This window comes from Afipia sp. P52-10, from assembly GCF_000516555.1.
Classification (GTDB): domain Bacteria; phylum Pseudomonadota; class Alphaproteobacteria; order Rhizobiales; family Xanthobacteraceae; genus P52-10.
The window spans coordinates 967,742-983,512 of the sequence record NZ_AZSJ01000007.1; the positions used below are offsets into that span (position 1 = coordinate 967,742).

Consider the following 15,771-nt stretch of genomic DNA (forward strand, 5'->3'; position numbering starts at 1 on the left):
GCGCCGCAGGGTGGAAAGGCGTTTTACCGGAAGATCACAACAGCGGCGCTCATACCGCGATGGTCACGAACAGGCGGACCCACCACGGCGCTGAACCTCAATTGGCCTCTTGCTGCGGCATGAAAGGAACCGGCGCAACGACACGCGGCCGGCCGACGGATGCGGCTGGTGGATGAGCGGTGCTGCCGGCGGTCGCCGCAGGCTGCTGGTGGCTGGCTGCAGGACGCTTCGCCTGAGCCTGCGCGTTTGTCCCCTTCTGTGCGGGCGCCGGTGCCGCCTGTTTGGCAGGTGGCGGCGACGGCTCTGGGGTCATGATGCTGACCGGCGGGATCGAGGTGGAGGTTGCGAAATCGACCGTCGTCGGCTTGCCGGTCGGCATACCGGGCAGCAGGCCTGCTGCGGGCGACGGGGCGGATGTGGCGGCGCTGTTCCACGATGCCGCATAGCGGGCGACCAGCGTGTCGTAGAGGTGCTCGCTCATGTTGGCTTTGATCTGGGTGGAATCGGACAGCACGCGAAACAGCGGGCAATCGACGGCATTGCAGCGCTCGCGCGCGGTGATCACCTGGGCGACCAGGCCGTAACGATCGCGTTCGATCGTGCGCTTGAGCAGTTGCTGCTCGGGCGAAAGCGACCGCGTGTTGCCCGCTGCGATCAGACGGGAGACCTGTGCCGCCGCGTAGGACACCGCGGCCGCCGCCATATCCGCCGAACCGAACACCGCGCGCTCGCACGCAGCCTCGACGCTATCGCCTGCAAGGCCATCAAGGCATGAAAGCGCCGGCACCGATGCCGTCTGCTGCGGCGCAGAGATTCGCTGCGGCTGCTCGATCGCAAAATCCTGCGAACGGCTCATTCCGCCAAAACCGCGAACGGTGGTGGTGGAGGCAATCCCGATGGCCAGCAGCGCAATCACCGCCAGCGCACCATTCGCCATCGTCTTATCGGCTCGCAACAAGACGATCAGCACGACCAGCGCGGAGAAACCGGCTGCCGCCAGCGTCACCCACATCGGAAACGCGGGCGAATGCCACAATTGATCAAGCGACGTTGCCCATGCCCATTGCATGCCAAGTGCCCCCTGCGCTCGCACTCGATCTCGCCGTCTGCCGCGAACGGCTCAGCGAGACGAAAGCGTTATGTGTGTATCGGGACGGCACATGGTCCCTGTGCCGCGCCCATCCGCCGGTCAGAGTGAGTCACGAACAAGACATCAATGGGGCAATAGTCTGTCGCTCAGGCCGCCTTCAACTGGCTTTCCTTGGCCACGCGCTCGAACGCTTCGGTGGTGCTCTTGATCCGATACTGGCAATCGTCGCCATCGGTCGGCAACTGGCGGATGACCTCGTAGGTTCCACTCGCCGCGGGACGTGAGACGTTGCTAGCGGTGAAATAGACGGTGTCCCCGACCTTGTATTTGTGAGTCAACGCCCTCTCCTTTACGCGCTATGCGAAAAAAGCCAATCAAAGCAATGAAGTGAAGCTTGATTGGCGAAAGCCACCCGGGCTCCGTATAGCACGTCGGACCACAATTTGGCCAGCATTTCCCGCCGCCAGAGAATGGCAAAAAGAGTTTATATTTCAGGGCCTTAATAGGGTTCCGAAATCGAATTTGCGGAACCGTGCCGCCCCCTGTGGCGGAACCGCACACCGACCGCTGAATCGGCCGGATCCAACCCGCAAACCCTTCCCTGGTGCGAGTTCAGTCGTTCTCAAACCGTTCGATGACCAACGTCTCCTCGAGTGCCGCCTCGGTCCACGCAGCGAACGCCAGATCGCGCTGCATGGTGTCGACGTAGTCGGCAGCCTCGCCCGTCACCGTGACGCCATAGGTCCGAAACCGGTGGATGACCGGTGCATACATCGCGTCGGCCGCCGAGATGCGTCCGAACAGGTACGGGCCTTGGCTGGCGTATTGGCGACGGCACTCGATCCAGATCTGCTCGATGCGTGCGACGTTGGCTTGCGCATCCGCCGACAGCGCCCGCTTGAAGGGCGGACGATGAATGTTCATCGAGCACTCGTTGCGCAATGGCACGAAACCAGAATGCATCTCCGCCGAGATCGAGCGGGCTTTGGCCCGCGCCGCGACGTCCGCGGGCCAGATGCCTTTGTCGGGGAAACGTTCGGCCAGATATTCGATGATCGCCAGCGAATCCCAAACCGTGATGCTGCCGTCGACCAAGACCGGCACCTTGCCGGCAGGCGAGTAATGTAGGATGCGCTGCTTGTCTTCGTCGCCGGTGTAGAGCGGGATCGACACCTCATCGAAGGGAATGCCTGCGCCCTTCAACGCCATCCATGGCCGCATCGACCAGGATGAGTAGTTCTTGTTTCCGATCACCAGCGTCAACGCCATGGCTCACTCCGACGGCTTACTCGGCACCTGTTCGCGAGAGCCTGCTTTTACGCGAGACCAGCCCACTCCGCCAGAGAGGACGATCGCTTGCAGCGGGCGCTACAATCCGGCAAGGCAGGCGGATGCTCAATCACGATTCGACCGCCGCTTTGCCTCCGGCAGACCACCAGCCCGTCCATTTGGAGAATGCCATTCTCGCCGTGCTCGCACGGGCGCCGGCGGAAACACTGAGCGCACCCGAAATCGCGCAGGTCATTTCCGATGCTGGTGATTGGCACACGCTGCTGATGCCGATCCGGCGCGCGGCGGTGAAGCTCGCGCTCGACGGCCGCCTTATCATCTACCGCAAGGGCAAACCGGTCGACCCCACGGATTTCCGCGGCGTCTATCGTCTCGGGCTGCCGCGTCACGACTGATCGTCGATCGATCCTACTGCCGTCACCTCGCAGCGGTCAGCGCGGGCCGGGAAACAGTTCGCTGCTTCGCCCGGTCAACCAGTAGACCACGAGACCATTCCACTCGCGCATGGCTGTATCGGTGCGCGCAAGGCCCGCACTCACCCTGCGGAACGGCAGCAAAGCGTCGTCCCACCCGCTGGTCCGCCAGTCCACCGGGAACGCCTCCACCTCGAAGCCCACTTTCCTGAAGGTGCCGATCGCGCGCGGCATGTGCGAAGCGGATGTCACCAGCAGCCAGCGCTCTCCCGGCTTCGGCTGTACGAGATCGCGCGAATAGATGGCGTTCTCGTAGGTCGTCCGCGATGCGCTCTCGAACAGGAAGCGATCGCCGCTCATTCCCAGTTGCTCGAGCAGCTTCTTCGCATAAGGCGCTTCCGACACGGCCTCGCTCAAGAGATTGGCGCTGCCGCCTGAGTAGACGATGCGGACGGTCGGGAAACGATGCGCCAGCATCAGCATCGCGATCGCCCGTTCGCCGGCTGAATCCAGTTCGGTTATTCCTCTCGCCGCGGAAATGTTGGGGTTGATGGCACCGCCAAGGACGATGATCCCGTCCGGAGCACCGTTTCGCTCATCCCAGGCTGGAAACCGTTCGGTGAGCGGCAGCAGCAGGATATTGGCAGCCGGAGACAATCCGAACAGCGCGATCAGCACGACGCTGATAGCCGACACCCACAGACCCAACCGCCGCCAGCCCGCACTCAACAGACCGATACCGGCGATGGCCAAAAGGGCAAAGAGATTGGACGGGACCGCGAAGAAACCGAGAACCTTCGAAAGCACAAAGAACATGTTTGGAGGTAACCCCGCCTGATGCCCAACCTCCATGCGTGAACTTGCCGGCAAGATCAATCGGACATGCGATGGCTCAATCCCAATCGGGGCCGATCCCGGTGTTCAGCAACCGGCCCGAACGGCTTCCGAGTGCCGCGACCGTCGCCATCTCGTCGTCGCTCAAGGAGAAATCGAAGACATCGATGTTTTGCTGCAAGCGCTCGAGCTTGGTGGTGCGGGGAATCGCGGCCACGTTCTGCTGCACCAGCCAACGCAAGCAGACCTGCGCCGCGGTCTTGCCGTGCTGGCGGGCGATCGCTGCGAGCGTACGGTCGTCCTTGACCCGCCCTTTGGCGATCGGCGTGTGCGCGACGACCGCGAGACCCAGGCGGCGGCACGCATCAAGCAGCTTGGTCTGATCAAGGTACGGGTGATACTCGACTTGGTCGCACACGAGCGGCTCGCGTGAGAGTGCGACCGCCTGTTCAATCAACGCGACCGTGAAATTCGAGATGCCGATGTGTCTGGTCATGCCCGCCTGCTTGGCCGAGGCAAGCGCATCCAGCGTCTCGTTCAGCGGCACGCGCGTACTCGGCCAATGCAGCAGTAGCAGATCGACCTCGGTCAGCCGCAGCTTCGCGAGACTGTCCTTGACCGAGCGGATGAGCTCGTTCGGCGCAAAGTGCGTCGGCCATATCTTGGTGGTGAGGAAGATCTCGCCGCGCGCGATGCCGGAGGCGCGCATGCCGTCACCCACGTCGCGCTCGTTGTCGTACATCTGCGCTGTATCGAGATGCCGATAGCCGAGCCGCAGCGCTTGCTCGACCACGCGCGCACAGGTGCGGCCGCGCAGCTCCCAGGTACCGAGCCCGATCGCCGGAATACGCGCGCCGTTCGCTTCGATCATCTGCATGACGATGTTCCCTGCCATCAGCCAGGCTCAAAGCATAGGCCGGCGGTCGCCCCGGCGTAGCAGGATCGCTCAGCACCCGGCGCAACCGACCTGTCTGCAAACGTCGATGTCAGTGCGCCGACGACGCCTTGGCAAGCAATGCGAACGTCAGATCGGGCGCCCGCGCGATCAGTGTCAGCAGCGCTCTGGCCGGCCCCCGCGGCTCCCGCTTGCCCTGCTCCCAGTTGCGAATGGTCTCGAGCGGCACACCGAGCCGCGCAGCGAACTCGACCTGAGTCAGCTGCGAGCGGCTGCGCAAGGCGCGAACGTCCAACGCAGGTGTGGTGAGATCCGCACCGGGAGGAATGGCTGGCGCAAGCGGCGCTTCGTGGCCATCCTGGATTTCGACGATACGCCCGTCAGCTTTCAACCTTAGTCGCAGCATGGGGATCTCTCCGATTCGTCCCATGCTCGGAATTTATGGTTAACAGATGGTTAATGGGCATATCGAGACTAGGAGAGCCCAAACCAGAGCGTGGCGATACCAAGAAACGACAGGAAGCCGACGACATCGGTCACCGTGGTCACGAACGGCCCGGAGGAGACCGCCGGATCGACGCCGAGCCGGTTCAAAAGCAACGGGATCATCAGCCCCCCGAACGCGGCGCTCGTTAGCACCGTCACCATGGCAAGTCCGATCACGACGCCCAATTGGGCGATNTCGNATGCCGTCTNCTGCNTNAAACCNANAATGCAGGCGAAGCCGATCCCGTTGAGCATGCCGACCAGCAATTCGCGCCGAAGCACCCGCCCGGTGTTGGCGCGGCCGAGTTCCCGCGTCGCCAGCGCGCGCACCGCGACCGTCATGGTCTGCGTGCCGGCGTTGCCGCCCATGCTCGCCACCACCGGCATCAGCACCGCCAGCGCAACCATCTTCTCCAACGAGCCCTCGAACCGGCTGATCACGAACGCCGAAAGGCATGCGGTCAACATGTTGATGAAGAGCCACGGAAAGCGCCCTTTGGCGATGGTCCAGACACTGTCCGACAGCTCTTCGTCGGTGGTGACGCCACCGAGCGCCTTCAGGTCCTCCTCGGCCTCCTCCTCGATCACGTCGACCACATCGTCGATGGTGATCACGCCGACCAGCCGGTCGCGCGCATCGACCACGGGCGCTGCCACCAGATTGTACTTGCCGAACAGGCGGGCGACCACCTCCTGGTCGTCGGTGGCGAGGACCCTGCGCCGCTCTTCGTCCACGAGGTCCGCGATCGGGACGGGGCGACGCGCCCGCAGCAGCTGATCAAGGGCCACCGAACCACGGAGCTGCCGCTCACCGCCGACCACATAGAGTTCGTAGAACCGCTCCGGCAGATCAGGCGTCTCGCGCATGTAGTCGATCGCTTGCCCAACCGTCCAACCCGGCGGGATCGCGATCAGATCGGTCTGCATCCGCCGTCCGGCGGAATTCTCGGGATAGAGCAGCCCGCGCTCGATCGGCAGGCGTTCCAGCACCGGAATGCGCTCGAGAATTTCCTCCTTGTTCTCGTCGGGCAGATCCTGCAGCAGTTCGATGGCGTCGTCGGATTCCAGTTCACGGACGCCCTCGGCCACCGTTTCGGGCGGCAGCTCCTCCAGGATTTCCTCGCGCACCGAATCGTCGACTTCGTTCAGGGCGGCGAAATCGAAATCACTGCCTGCAAGCTCGATCAGGCGCGGCCGCAGCTCCGGCTCAAGCGCCTCGATCAGATCGCCGAGATCGGCCTCGTGCAGTTCACCGACCAGCGAGCGCAGGAACGCGGCGTTGCCGGCGGCGATACAGCGGGCCACCTCCTCGACGAACGGCTCACGAAGGCCCCCCTCGTCATCACGCATCGGCACGCGGTCGAGGAAGGCTTCGCCTTCATTCGGTACGGGCGCGTTCGCCAGGTCCTGATTGTCGGCCATCGCCTGCGCCCGCAGCTTTCGTGTTGTCCTGCGACCGCCATACCCAATCGATACGCGTCGTGGCAACATCAAACATCAACGCGCGCGACGCGCTCGCGTTTCGCTCACGCGCTGGTGGCGAACTGCCATGCGCACAAGCACGTCTGGGTGCCGAAATCCGGAGCGAGGTTGGCGGGGGAACAAGCAATGACATCGCCGCGCGGCTCGCCGATGAGGAGCGACGTTCCAGAGGCGATCGGTGGCCCGATCAAGGGATCTGCGCAATCTGCCCGACGGCCGACTGCGCAAACAAGCCGGATCAGCTTAGGCGGCCCGTACCGTCGCCAGGAACTTCTCCACTTCGCCCCGCAACTGATCGGACTGGCGAGCCAATTCGCTTGCGGACGACAGCACCTGTGAAGCGGCGGCACCGGTCTGGTCGGCAGCCTGGGTGACCCCCGAGATGTTGGAGGAGACCTCGCTGGTGCCCTTCGACGCCTGCTGGATATTGCGCGCGATCTCCGTCGTCGCGGCGCCCTGCTCCTCAACCGCGGCGGCGATGCCCGTGGCGATCTCGTTCATCGACTTGATGACGGTCGTGATGTTGCTGATTGCGCCCACCGAGTCGCTGGTGGACGCCTGGATACGGCCGATCTGCGTGCTGATCTCCTCGGTCGCCTTCGCAGTCTGCGCGGCCAGCGCTTTGACCTCGGTCGCCACCACCGCAAATCCCTTGCCCGCATCACCGGCGCGAGCGGCCTCGATGGTGGCGTTCAGCGCCAGCAGGTTGGTCTGGCTGGCGATATTGTTGATCAGGTCGACCACGGTGCCGATCTTCTGCGCGCCTTCGGCCAGTTCTTGAACCTTCTGACCGCTGGCGGCGGCATTCTGCACCGCTTCGGCAGCGATCCGCGCGGAGTCGTTGACCTGCCTGGAGATTTCGGTGATCGACTGCGTCAGCTGCTCGGTCGCGGAGGCGACCGACTGAACGTTGACCGAGGCTTCGCCCGAAGCCGTCGCCGCCGCGTTCGACTGGCTCGCCGTCTCTTCGGCCGCCGCGGTCATGGTCTGTGCTGCCTTCTGCAGGTCCGCAGCCGCCGACGATACGACATTGACGACCGTGCCGATCGCCTTCTCGAAATCGCCTGCGATCCGCACCAGCGTTGTCTGCCGCTCGCGTTTGCCGGCTTCGAGGTAGACGGCGATGGCAAAATCCATGTCCAGCATTGCCGCCTTGACGACGGCCTGCTGCAATTCGAGTTTACGGTGGGCTCCGGTCCGATCGAATTTCGAGACGGGCAAATGATAGGCGATCGCCTCGATCACGCCCGAAACCAGGAAGTTGTAGCCTCCGATGTACCAACGCGGCTCCAAGCCGAGCCGGCTGTGCACTTCGCCGATCTTCGTGACGGAGGCTTCATAACTCTCGTCGAAGTGCCCCTCGGTGATCAGCGCCCAGTGGTTGAGCTGCATCTTCTTGGCATGCATCATGTGATCGCGGCTCTTGAAGAAGGCCGCCGTTTCGCTGAACTTCGCCACGTGATCGTAGAACTTGTCGAGCACCGTCGGCAGCACTTGGAGCACGAAATCCTTGTTCGCTCGCAGTGTCGCGGCCGTCTCCCGATCGATTGTGTTGAAGGCCAGACGAGCCGGTGCTTTGATTGGTCATGAAAATCCCCTGCCAAGAGACTGAATAAGAACGCCGCGCTCGCCGCACGACTTGATTGCGCGTTGGGGCTGAGCTGTGCGTTCACTGCCGGCCGCCCAAACCGACCTGGTGACGTACAAATCAGTCGCGCATGGAAACCGGTGATGCTGTGCCGCCCCGCTCGACACGAATCGTCCTGGAACTATCCAAAACCTAAGGACGATGAGTAAACGAATTCAACCACAGATGGATAATGCGCTAGGGTGACACCATTGCGTGCCGCTGGCACGGCCGACCTGCGCAAGCCCGAAGACACTGCTGCGGCGGCCCGGGTATTTTAGGAATCGATATCCGACGCCTACCTAGGACGGCCAGCGCGGAGAGGCGAGATCGGCAAGACACTCGTTCGCCCTCCTCGAGAAGCGATAGGAGCCTGTGTCGTCAAAGCCGCAACGCGAATCGCCGGCGCGACCACGGCCGACGGGGTCGAAGAGCCTCAGAATCGTGGTGTCGAAGTATCCTAGCGCCAAGCCAGCACGAAGGCGTCCCGGCACCGAGCGTCACCTCGACCGCTTGGGGAATCGCGCCCATATCTGCGAGCGGATGAGAGACCGAATCAGCGACTGCACGCGTCGCGGCGCACATGCCCGGTCAGGGCACCTGCCAAGCACCTCGAAAACCTTGACCCAACGCGTTGATTTGTCAGATGATTTTCAAGTGGTGCGGCCGAGAGGACTCGAACCTCCACGAGTTGCCCCACTAGCACCTCAAGCTAGCGCGTCTACCAATTCCGCCACGGCCGCAGGGGGATAGCACCAATCGCGAGATCGGCGCCTGAGCAACGGCGCCCATGTAACAAATCGCCTTGGCAGGGACAAGACCCCGGGAACGACTTACTTCTGACCATTCTCGCGGGGCAGCATGCGCTTGACTTCCACGCCGATCCGGTTGCGGTTCACGACCACCGAGCCTGAGGCAATCGGCATATTGTTGGCCAGCACCTTCACTTCGTCCTGCTCGGTCGCATCGAGTTCGATGATGGCGCCGCGGCTCAGGCGAAGCACCTGATGGATCGGCATCGAGGTGGTGCCGAGCACCACCATCAGATTGACGGAAACTTTGTCGAGGGTCGGCACGAGCACTCCGGCGCGGTTCTGGCGCAAGACTTGAAGCAAGACGGGAAACAAAGACTCGAAAACAGATGCTGGAGTGACGTCACCACGGTATGGTGAACCAATGGTTAACACGCGCGATACCCTCGACCTGACACTTGCCCGGCCTAACGACGATGACGGCGTCGAATGGCGGATCGAAGAGCAACCGGTGGGCTACGATGAGGCGGTGGCCGCGATGGAGGCACGGGCTGCCGCCATTGCCGCCGGCGAAGCGCGCGAACTCGTCTGGCTGCTCGAACATCCCCCGCTCTATACCGCCGGCACCAGCGCCAAGGCCGCGGACCTGCTGAGCCCGCGCTTCCCCGTTTTTCAGACCGGGCGCGGCGGGCAACTGACGTATCACGGACCCGGCCAGCGGATTGCTTACGCGATGCTGAACCTCAAGCAGCGCAAGCCGGACGTGCGCGCTTATGTGGCGGGCTTGGAGGAATGGATCATCCGCACGCTGGATGCCTTCAACGTGCGCGGCATGCGCCGTGAGGATCGGGTCGGCGTCTGGGTTGCGCGGCCGGACAAAGGTCCCGGCTGCGAGGACAAGATCGCCGCAATCGGCGTTCGGCTGAAGCGCTGGGTGTCGTTGCACGGCATCGCCATCAATGTCGAGCCCGACCTGACGCATTTCGACGGCATCGTCCCCTGCGGCGTGGCCGATCCGCGCTATGGCGTCACCAGCCTGGTCGATCTCGGCCTGCCGGTGACGATGCTCGATCTCGACGTCGCACTGCAGCGCGCGTTCGACGAGGTGTTCTGACTTAAGCTGGCAGCCTCCCTCGTTCGGGACGAAGGGATGGCAGGCTCAAATCGCCTCCCGGCAACCCATTTGCTCAGCGCTTCAGGCCGAGGAACTCGGTGCTCCGGCGCTGTACGTCAGCGTTGCGCATATAGCGATCGACGAACTCCGAGGATGGCAGTCCCTTCAGGTCCTTGCGCGACTTGCCCTCGCGCAGACCTTTCAACGTCTCATGGATCGCCTGCGCGGCGGCCATGAACGGCAAATGCCCCTGCCCGCAGATCCGGACGCGGTGGGCGTTGAGCAATGCATCGTCCGCGACCTCACCATCGACCTGCCCCAGCATGATCGGCAGCTTGGTCGCCGACGCGATCGCCGCCAGCTCATCGCGCGTCTTGACGCCGGTCATGAACAGCACATCGACGCCGGTCGCCTCGTAGGCCTGGGCGCGTTTGATCGCATCCTCCAGCCCGTTCACGGCCAGCGTCGTCCGGGCAAAGATCACCAGCGCCGGGTCGATGCGCGCATCCACCGCTGCCTTCATCTTGCCGATGCCCTCCTCGATCGGGATCAGCTGCGGCTTTGCCTGTCCAAACGCTTGCGGCAGCAGCGTGTCCTCAATGGTGACCCCGGCAGCGCCGGCCGTCTCCATCTCCTCGATCGTGCGCCGCACGTTCAGCGCATTACCAAAGCCATGATCGGCATCGACCATGACCGGCAGCTTTCCCGCCCGGGTGATGCGCCGAACCGTCTCGGTCAGCTCCGAAAGCGTGATCAGCATCAGGTCAGGATCGCCCAGCACCGTCAGCGACGCCGTGGAGCCGCCCAGGATGCCGAACTCGTAGCCGATGTCCTCGGCAATGCGCGCAGAAACGGCATCCCAGACCGAGGCAGGCCGGATGCAGACCTTGCCCGAAAGAATTGCGCGTAGGGTCGCGCGCTGCCGGCTCCATTGCATCGCAGCCTCCTTCGGCCATGTTGTTGCTTCAAGCGAACTCCAGGATCGGCGCATCGACGGCGAGCGTGGCACCGGCCTTGGCGTGGATGGTCTTGACCACCCCATCGCGCTCCGCCCGCAGCACGTTCTGCATCTTCATCGCCTCGACCACCGCGAGCGTTTCGCCCGCCTTGACCTCCTGCCCTTCGCTGACGTCGATCGACACCACGAGGCCCGGCATCGGGCACAGGAGCTTCTTGCCGGTATCGGCCTTGACCTCCAGCGGCATCAACCGCGCTGCCTGCGCCTCGAACTCGGTGAACACGTAGGCGGCGACCTCCACTCCCTGGTGCGCTAGGCGGAAGCCATTGGCGAACGGGCGGACCTGCACGGCGACCGGCTGACCGCCGATCGTCCCATGCCAGGTCGGGTCCCCGGGCTTCCATGACGACACCAGCGTCGCACCGACACCCGGCTCGCCATTGGCCTCGATGAAGCGAACGGCGATGCCGTCCCCATCGCGAGCCACCTCGAGCGGGATTTCGACGCGATCGAGCCAGACAGCCCGTCGGCGTTCGCGCGTCACCGGCCGGCCGATCATCTGGCCGGAGATGCGACGCTTGCGCTCGCCGATGACGTGATCGATCGCCGCCGCAACAGCGGCGATACAGCGGGCGACCTCCCCCTCCGGGGCACGCGGCGCAAAGCCTCCAGGAAACTCCTCGGCGATGAAACCGGTGGAGAGCCGTCCTTCCTTCCAGCGCGGATGCTGCATCACCGCCGACAGGAACGGAACGTTGTGGCGGATGCCGTCGATATAGAACGCATCCAGCGCGCGCGACTGCGCCTCGATCGCCGCAGCCCGGGACGGGCCATGCGTCACCAGCTTGGCGATCATCGGGTCGTAGAACATCGAGATCTCGCCGCCCTCCTGCACACCCGTATCATTGCGCACGGTGACGCTCTCGCTCACACCCTCGGCCGGTGGCCGATACTTCACGAGGCGGCCGATCGACGGCAGGAAGTTGCGGAACGGGTCTTCCGCATAGACGCGCGATTCAACCGCCCAGCCGGTCAGCGTCACGTCCTTCTGCGCGATGCCGAGCTTCTCGCCCGCGGCAACACGGATCATCTGCTCGACCAGATCGATGCCGGTGACGAGTTCGGTCACCGGATGCTCGACCTGCAGGCGGGNATTCATCTCCAGGAAGTAAAAGCTCTTATCCTGACCGGCGACGAACTCCACGGTGCCCGCGGAATCGTAGTTGACGGCCTTCGCCAGCGCCACCGCCTGTTCGCCCATCTTGCGCCGCGTCACCTCATCGAGCAGCGGCGACGGCGCCTCTTCCACGACCTTCTGGTTGCGGCGCTGAATCGAGCATTCGCGCTCGCCGAGATAGATGACGTTGCCGTGCTTGTCGCCGAGCACCTGGATTTCGATGTGCCGCGGATCGACAATGAACTTCTCGATGAAGACGCGGTCGTCGCCGAACGACGCCTTGGCCTCGGCGCGCGCGAGCTTGAACCCCTCAGCCACTTCGGCCGAATTGGCGGCGATGCGCATGCCCTTGCCGCCACCGCCGGCCGACGCCTTGATCATCACCGGATAGCCGATCTCCTCGGCGATCGCGACTGCACGCTTGTCGTCCTCGATCACGCCGAGATGGCCGGGCACAGTGGACACGCCCGCCTTGGCGGCAGCCTTCTTGGATTCGATCTTGTCGCCCATCGCGGCGATGGCGCCGGCATTCGGCCCGATGAAGACGAGTCCGGCGTCGCTCAGCGCCTTTGGGAAGGCCTCGCGCTCGGACAGAAAGCCGTACCCCGGATGCACGGCCTGGGCGCCGGTCTTCTTGCAGGCGTCGATGATCTTGTCGATCAGCAGATAGGACTCCGCGGCCGCCGGCGGCCCGATGAAGACGGCCTCGTCGGCCATCTCCACATGCAGCGCATCCTTATCGGCTTCGGAATAAACCGCGACGGTCTCGATCCCCATCCGCCGCGCGGTCTTCATGATCCGGCAGGCGATCTCCCCCCGGTTGGCAATCAAAATTCGTTTGAACATGCACGCCCGACATCGCTGAATTGACTGCCCCAGCCTTTGCGGGTTGGCCGGAAAAAGTCAATGTTCAGCGACGCATGGCCTGTGCGGTTGCAGCAACAATCAAGCGGGGTCGAGGCGACCAGGCGGGACCGCTTTCGGCACCTTCCTAGCCCTTTCGGGAGGGTCACATACCGAGGTCGGCGAGTTGCGGCAGCGAATGAACCAGCGGGGCGGCCGCACCGAACAGAACCGCCAGGATCGTCATCAGGGTCCGGCTGGAACGCCGCTTGCCACGCATCTCCGCAGCGATCCATTCGAGCACTTCGACGTTGATGTCGTTGGAGCGCGCAGGCGCCCAGCTTTCGATCGACGTTTCCGGGGCCAGAGCCACCGTCCGCGACGGGACGGACAGGCCGGAAGCCGAGACCGCGTGGTGCAGGATCGCCTTGGCGAACAGGTCATCGAACTTGCCGCCGTCGCTCCGTTCAGCTGCCGCCTCGTTGATCTGGAACAGGGCTTGCGCCTCCTGCCGGCTCACGGCGGTCTCGTTGACGCCGCGTGCGGTCAGAATGCGGGCGCACCACTCGGCATCGCGAACGTCGAGCGATCGCGAGAAATGGACGCGCCCGGCGGTGGTCGGCCCCTCGCCTGTGATGACGCCATCGCGGACGAAGGCGAGCGCTTCGGCGGCCTGCTCTCCGGTGGCGATGGATGAAGACTCGATGGCGGCGATCAGCTCGGCCAAGGAACGTTTCGGGCGTGCAACGGCGGTCAACATCGTCAGTCTCTGTGTCTTTCTTTCACTATCTCAGCACCTGGCTGAACAACTCATGAATCACGACCAGCCGGCTCCAACGCTCTCTAGGCGGATGGTATCCGATGTGTCGTGACCTGCGTCACATAGGTTCGATGAGTTCGCACGCGCCCTGGGCAAGCGTTAGGCTGCGTCCAGGCAAATTCGCGGCAAACTATTAAGAGGCCGTAAACTTAACAGGAGCGTCCGAACAAACACCTGCGCGTCCTCGTTGTGGAGGAGAAGCAAGCAACTGCTGTGGCGGCTGGATTTGGAAGATCCTTCCAATCTTCCGTCGACACATTCCGTTCCCTGGCTAGGTCGCTATATCAATTGCGCAATTTCTGTGACGAGGAGGACGATATGACCCTACAAATCGGCGCGACTGCCCCGGATTTCGAGGCCAACACCACCGAGGGCCGCATCAAGTTTCATGACTGGATCGGCGACAGCTGGGCCGTCCTGTTCTCCCATCCCAAGGACTTCACCCCGGTCTGCACCACCGAACTCGGTACCCTTGCGCGGCTGAAGCCGGAATTCGACAAGCGCGGCGTCAAGCTGATCGGGCTTTCGGTCGATCCGGTGGACAAGCATTCGTTGTGGGCGGACGACATCAAAGAAACACAAGGATACGCACCGAACTATCCGATGATCGGCGATACCGATTTCAACGTATCGAAACTCTACAACATGCTGCCGGCCACGACGGGGGGCGATGTCGCCGCCCGCACGGCCGCCGACAACGCCACCGTCCGCACGGTGTTCGTGATCGGCCCCGACAAGAAGATCAAACTCGCCCTTGCCTATCCAATGACCACAGGCCGCAATTTCAATGAGATCCTGCGGGTGATCGACTCGCTGCAACTGACCGCCAAGCATCGCGTGGCGACGCCCGCCGACTGGCAGCAGGGCGAGGACGTGATCATCGCCGGCTCGGTGAGCGACGAGGAGGCCAAGACGATCTATCCGAACGGCTGGAAGACGCCGAAACCCTACATCCGGATCGTGCCACAGCCGCGCTGAAGCGTTTACATCCCGCGTACCTTGCGAGGTGATGACGGGGCGTCATACGACGCCTCGTTCATTGCGAGCATGATCCGATCCGGCCGGGACCTCCATGTCTGTGTCATGCTCAGCGCCGGTTCACCAGCAGCACGCCTGCAGCGCACACAACCATGCCGGCGATCGAGAGAGCATCCAGCCGTTCGTCGAACAGGATGTAAGCCATCAGCGCCGTCACGCCGGGCACGAGATAGAACAGGCTCGCCACCTGCGTCGCCGCCGACTTGCGGATCAGCCAGTACAGCAGACCGATCGATCCCACTGACAGCACGACCGCAAGCCAGCCCACCGAGAGCACGAATGTCGGCGTCCAGTGAACGACGCGACTCTCGAACAGAAACGCGCCGACGGCGAAGAAAATCGCGACCGTGACGAACTGGATGAGGTTTCCTGCGCGCCAATCGATGTGGCTGCAGAAGCGTTTCTGATAAAGCGTGCCGATGGTGATGCTGACCAGCGACACGCCGGAGGCGAGCCAGCCGATCGCCGACTGGCCCTCGAACGACCGGTTGTGCAGCACCAGCATCACACCGCCGAGCCCCAGCAACAAGCCGAGCCACTGCGTCGGCGTGACCTTTTCGCCAAGGAAGCGGTTCGCCAGCGTCGAGGTCAGCACCGGTTGCAGGCCCGGAATCAGCGCCGACAGTCCCGCCGGAACCGCGTGCGAAATCGCCACCGCCGTTCCGCCGAGGTAAAAGCCGTGCACCAGGATGCTGGCGACAATGCTGTGCATGACGCCTGCCCGATCCGGCCAGGCCGGGCGCACGATCATGGCGAACACACCGAGCAGAACGACCACGCTGACCATGCGCACGGTCTGCATGGTGAAGGGCTCGGCCCCTTCCAACGCGTATTTCGTGCCGATGAAGCCGGTGCTCCACAACAACACGAACAGCGCCGGCGCGGCACGCGCTGCCATCATATCCAATCGTTTGCTCATTTGCGGCGCTGCTTGCCCGAACGTATGATGACC

General features: G+C 63.5%; 16 protein-coding genes and 1 tRNA gene. 3 read left to right on the top strand and 14 right to left on the bottom strand.

The features are described 5' to 3' along the window. Positions 1–97: 97 nt before the first annotated feature. From X566_RS21825 to X566_RS21835, 3 genes are all read right to left on the bottom strand, one after another. Positions 98–1,069, bottom strand: coding sequence for a hypothetical protein (locus X566_RS21825; RefSeq protein ID WP_034471519.1), 972 nt, complete (start codon positions 1,067–1,069; stop codon positions 98–100). Between the two features lie 167 nt (positions 1,070–1,236). Beyond that, complete coding sequence (locus X566_RS21830; protein ID WP_034471521.1) at positions 1,237–1,428, bottom strand: hypothetical protein; 192 nt, start codon at positions 1,426–1,428, stop codon at positions 1,237–1,239. A 274-nt stretch (positions 1,429–1,702) separates the two neighbouring features. Next, complete coding sequence (locus X566_RS21835) at positions 1,703–2,359, bottom strand: glutathione S-transferase family protein (RefSeq protein WP_034471525.1); 657 nt, start codon at positions 2,357–2,359, stop codon at positions 1,703–1,705. A 122-nt stretch (positions 2,360–2,481) separates the two neighbouring features. Here X566_RS21835 and X566_RS21840 point away from each other — a divergent pair, with 122 nt between their 5' ends. Further along, the gene (locus X566_RS21840; RefSeq protein WP_034471527.1) at positions 2,482–2,775 is read left to right on the top strand and encodes a DUF3253 domain-containing protein; all 294 of its coding nucleotides are present in this window, start codon (positions 2,482–2,484) and stop codon (positions 2,773–2,775) included. Positions 2,776–2,811: 36 nt separating this feature from the next. Here the strand turns inward: X566_RS21840 and X566_RS21845 are convergent, their stop codons facing one another. The 7 genes from X566_RS21845 to X566_RS21875 form a co-directional block, all read right to left on the bottom strand. Beyond that, on the bottom strand, positions 2,812–3,609 hold the full coding sequence (locus X566_RS21845; protein WP_034471529.1) for a YdcF family protein: 798 nt from the start codon (positions 3,607–3,609) through the stop codon (positions 2,812–2,814). Between the two features lie 76 nt (positions 3,610–3,685). Further along, on the bottom strand, positions 3,686–4,504 hold the full coding sequence (locus X566_RS21850) for an aldo/keto reductase (RefSeq protein ID WP_034471532.1): 819 nt from the start codon (positions 4,502–4,504) through the stop codon (positions 3,686–3,688). Positions 4,505–4,613: 109 nt separating this feature from the next. Continuing rightward, positions 4,614–4,928: a DNA-binding transcriptional regulator gene (locus X566_RS21855; protein WP_034471535.1), complete on the bottom strand. Its 315-nt coding sequence runs from the start codon at positions 4,926–4,928 to the stop codon at positions 4,614–4,616. 68 nt (positions 4,929–4,996) lie between these two features. Then, the gene (gene mgtE, locus X566_RS21860) at positions 4,997–6,430 is read right to left on the bottom strand and encodes a magnesium transporter (protein WP_034471538.1); all 1,434 of its coding nucleotides are present in this window, start codon (positions 6,428–6,430) and stop codon (positions 4,997–4,999) included. 303 nt (positions 6,431–6,733) lie between these two features. Beyond that, positions 6,734–8,071, bottom strand: coding sequence for a globin-coupled sensor protein (locus X566_RS21865; protein ID WP_034471542.1), 1,338 nt, complete (start codon positions 8,069–8,071; stop codon positions 6,734–6,736). 704 nt (positions 8,072–8,775) lie between these two features. Next, positions 8,776–8,860 (bottom strand) — tRNA-Leu (locus X566_RS21870). Between the two features lie 90 nt (positions 8,861–8,950). Continuing rightward, positions 8,951–9,193 (bottom strand): FliM/FliN family flagellar motor switch protein, encoded by a 243-nt coding sequence (locus X566_RS21875; RefSeq protein WP_034472738.1) that lies wholly within the window; start codon positions 9,191–9,193, stop codon positions 8,951–8,953. Between the two features lie 100 nt (positions 9,194–9,293). On the opposite strand from X566_RS21875, the gene lipB reads away from it, so the two are divergent. Then, the gene (gene lipB / locus X566_RS21880; RefSeq protein ID WP_034471544.1) at positions 9,294–9,983 is read left to right on the top strand and encodes a lipoyl(octanoyl) transferase LipB; all 690 of its coding nucleotides are present in this window, start codon (positions 9,294–9,296) and stop codon (positions 9,981–9,983) included. A 73-nt stretch (positions 9,984–10,056) separates the two neighbouring features. Here lipB and X566_RS21885 read toward each other — a convergent pair whose 3' ends face one another. The 3 genes from X566_RS21885 to X566_RS21895 all read right to left on the bottom strand — a co-directional run bounded on the left by X566_RS21885 (position 10,057) and on the right by X566_RS21895 (position 13,721). Then, positions 10,057–10,920 (bottom strand): oxaloacetate decarboxylase, encoded by an 864-nt coding sequence (locus X566_RS21885; protein ID WP_034472741.1) that lies wholly within the window; start codon positions 10,918–10,920, stop codon positions 10,057–10,059. 28 nt (positions 10,921–10,948) lie between these two features. After that, positions 10,949–12,964 (bottom strand): acetyl/propionyl/methylcrotonyl-CoA carboxylase subunit alpha, encoded by a 2,016-nt coding sequence (locus tag X566_RS21890; protein ID WP_034471546.1) that lies wholly within the window; start codon positions 12,962–12,964, stop codon positions 10,949–10,951. Positions 12,965–13,127: 163 nt separating this feature from the next. Beyond that, entirely contained in the window at positions 13,128–13,721 is a 594-nt protein-coding gene (locus tag X566_RS21895; RefSeq protein WP_034471549.1) for a hypothetical protein, read from the bottom strand. A 378-nt stretch (positions 13,722–14,099) separates the two neighbouring features. Between X566_RS21895 and X566_RS21900 the strand changes: the two genes are divergently transcribed. Beyond that, positions 14,100–14,759 carry a peroxiredoxin gene (locus X566_RS21900; RefSeq protein ID WP_034472744.1) on the top strand — a complete coding sequence of 220 codons (660 nt, stop codon included), beginning with the start codon at positions 14,100–14,102 and terminating at the stop codon, positions 14,757–14,759. Between the two features lie 109 nt (positions 14,760–14,868). Here the strand turns inward: X566_RS21900 and X566_RS21905 are convergent, their stop codons facing one another. Then, entirely contained in the window at positions 14,869–15,738 is an 870-nt protein-coding gene (locus X566_RS21905) for a DMT family transporter (RefSeq protein ID WP_034472747.1), read from the bottom strand. Between the last annotated feature and the right edge of the window lie 33 nt (positions 15,739–15,771).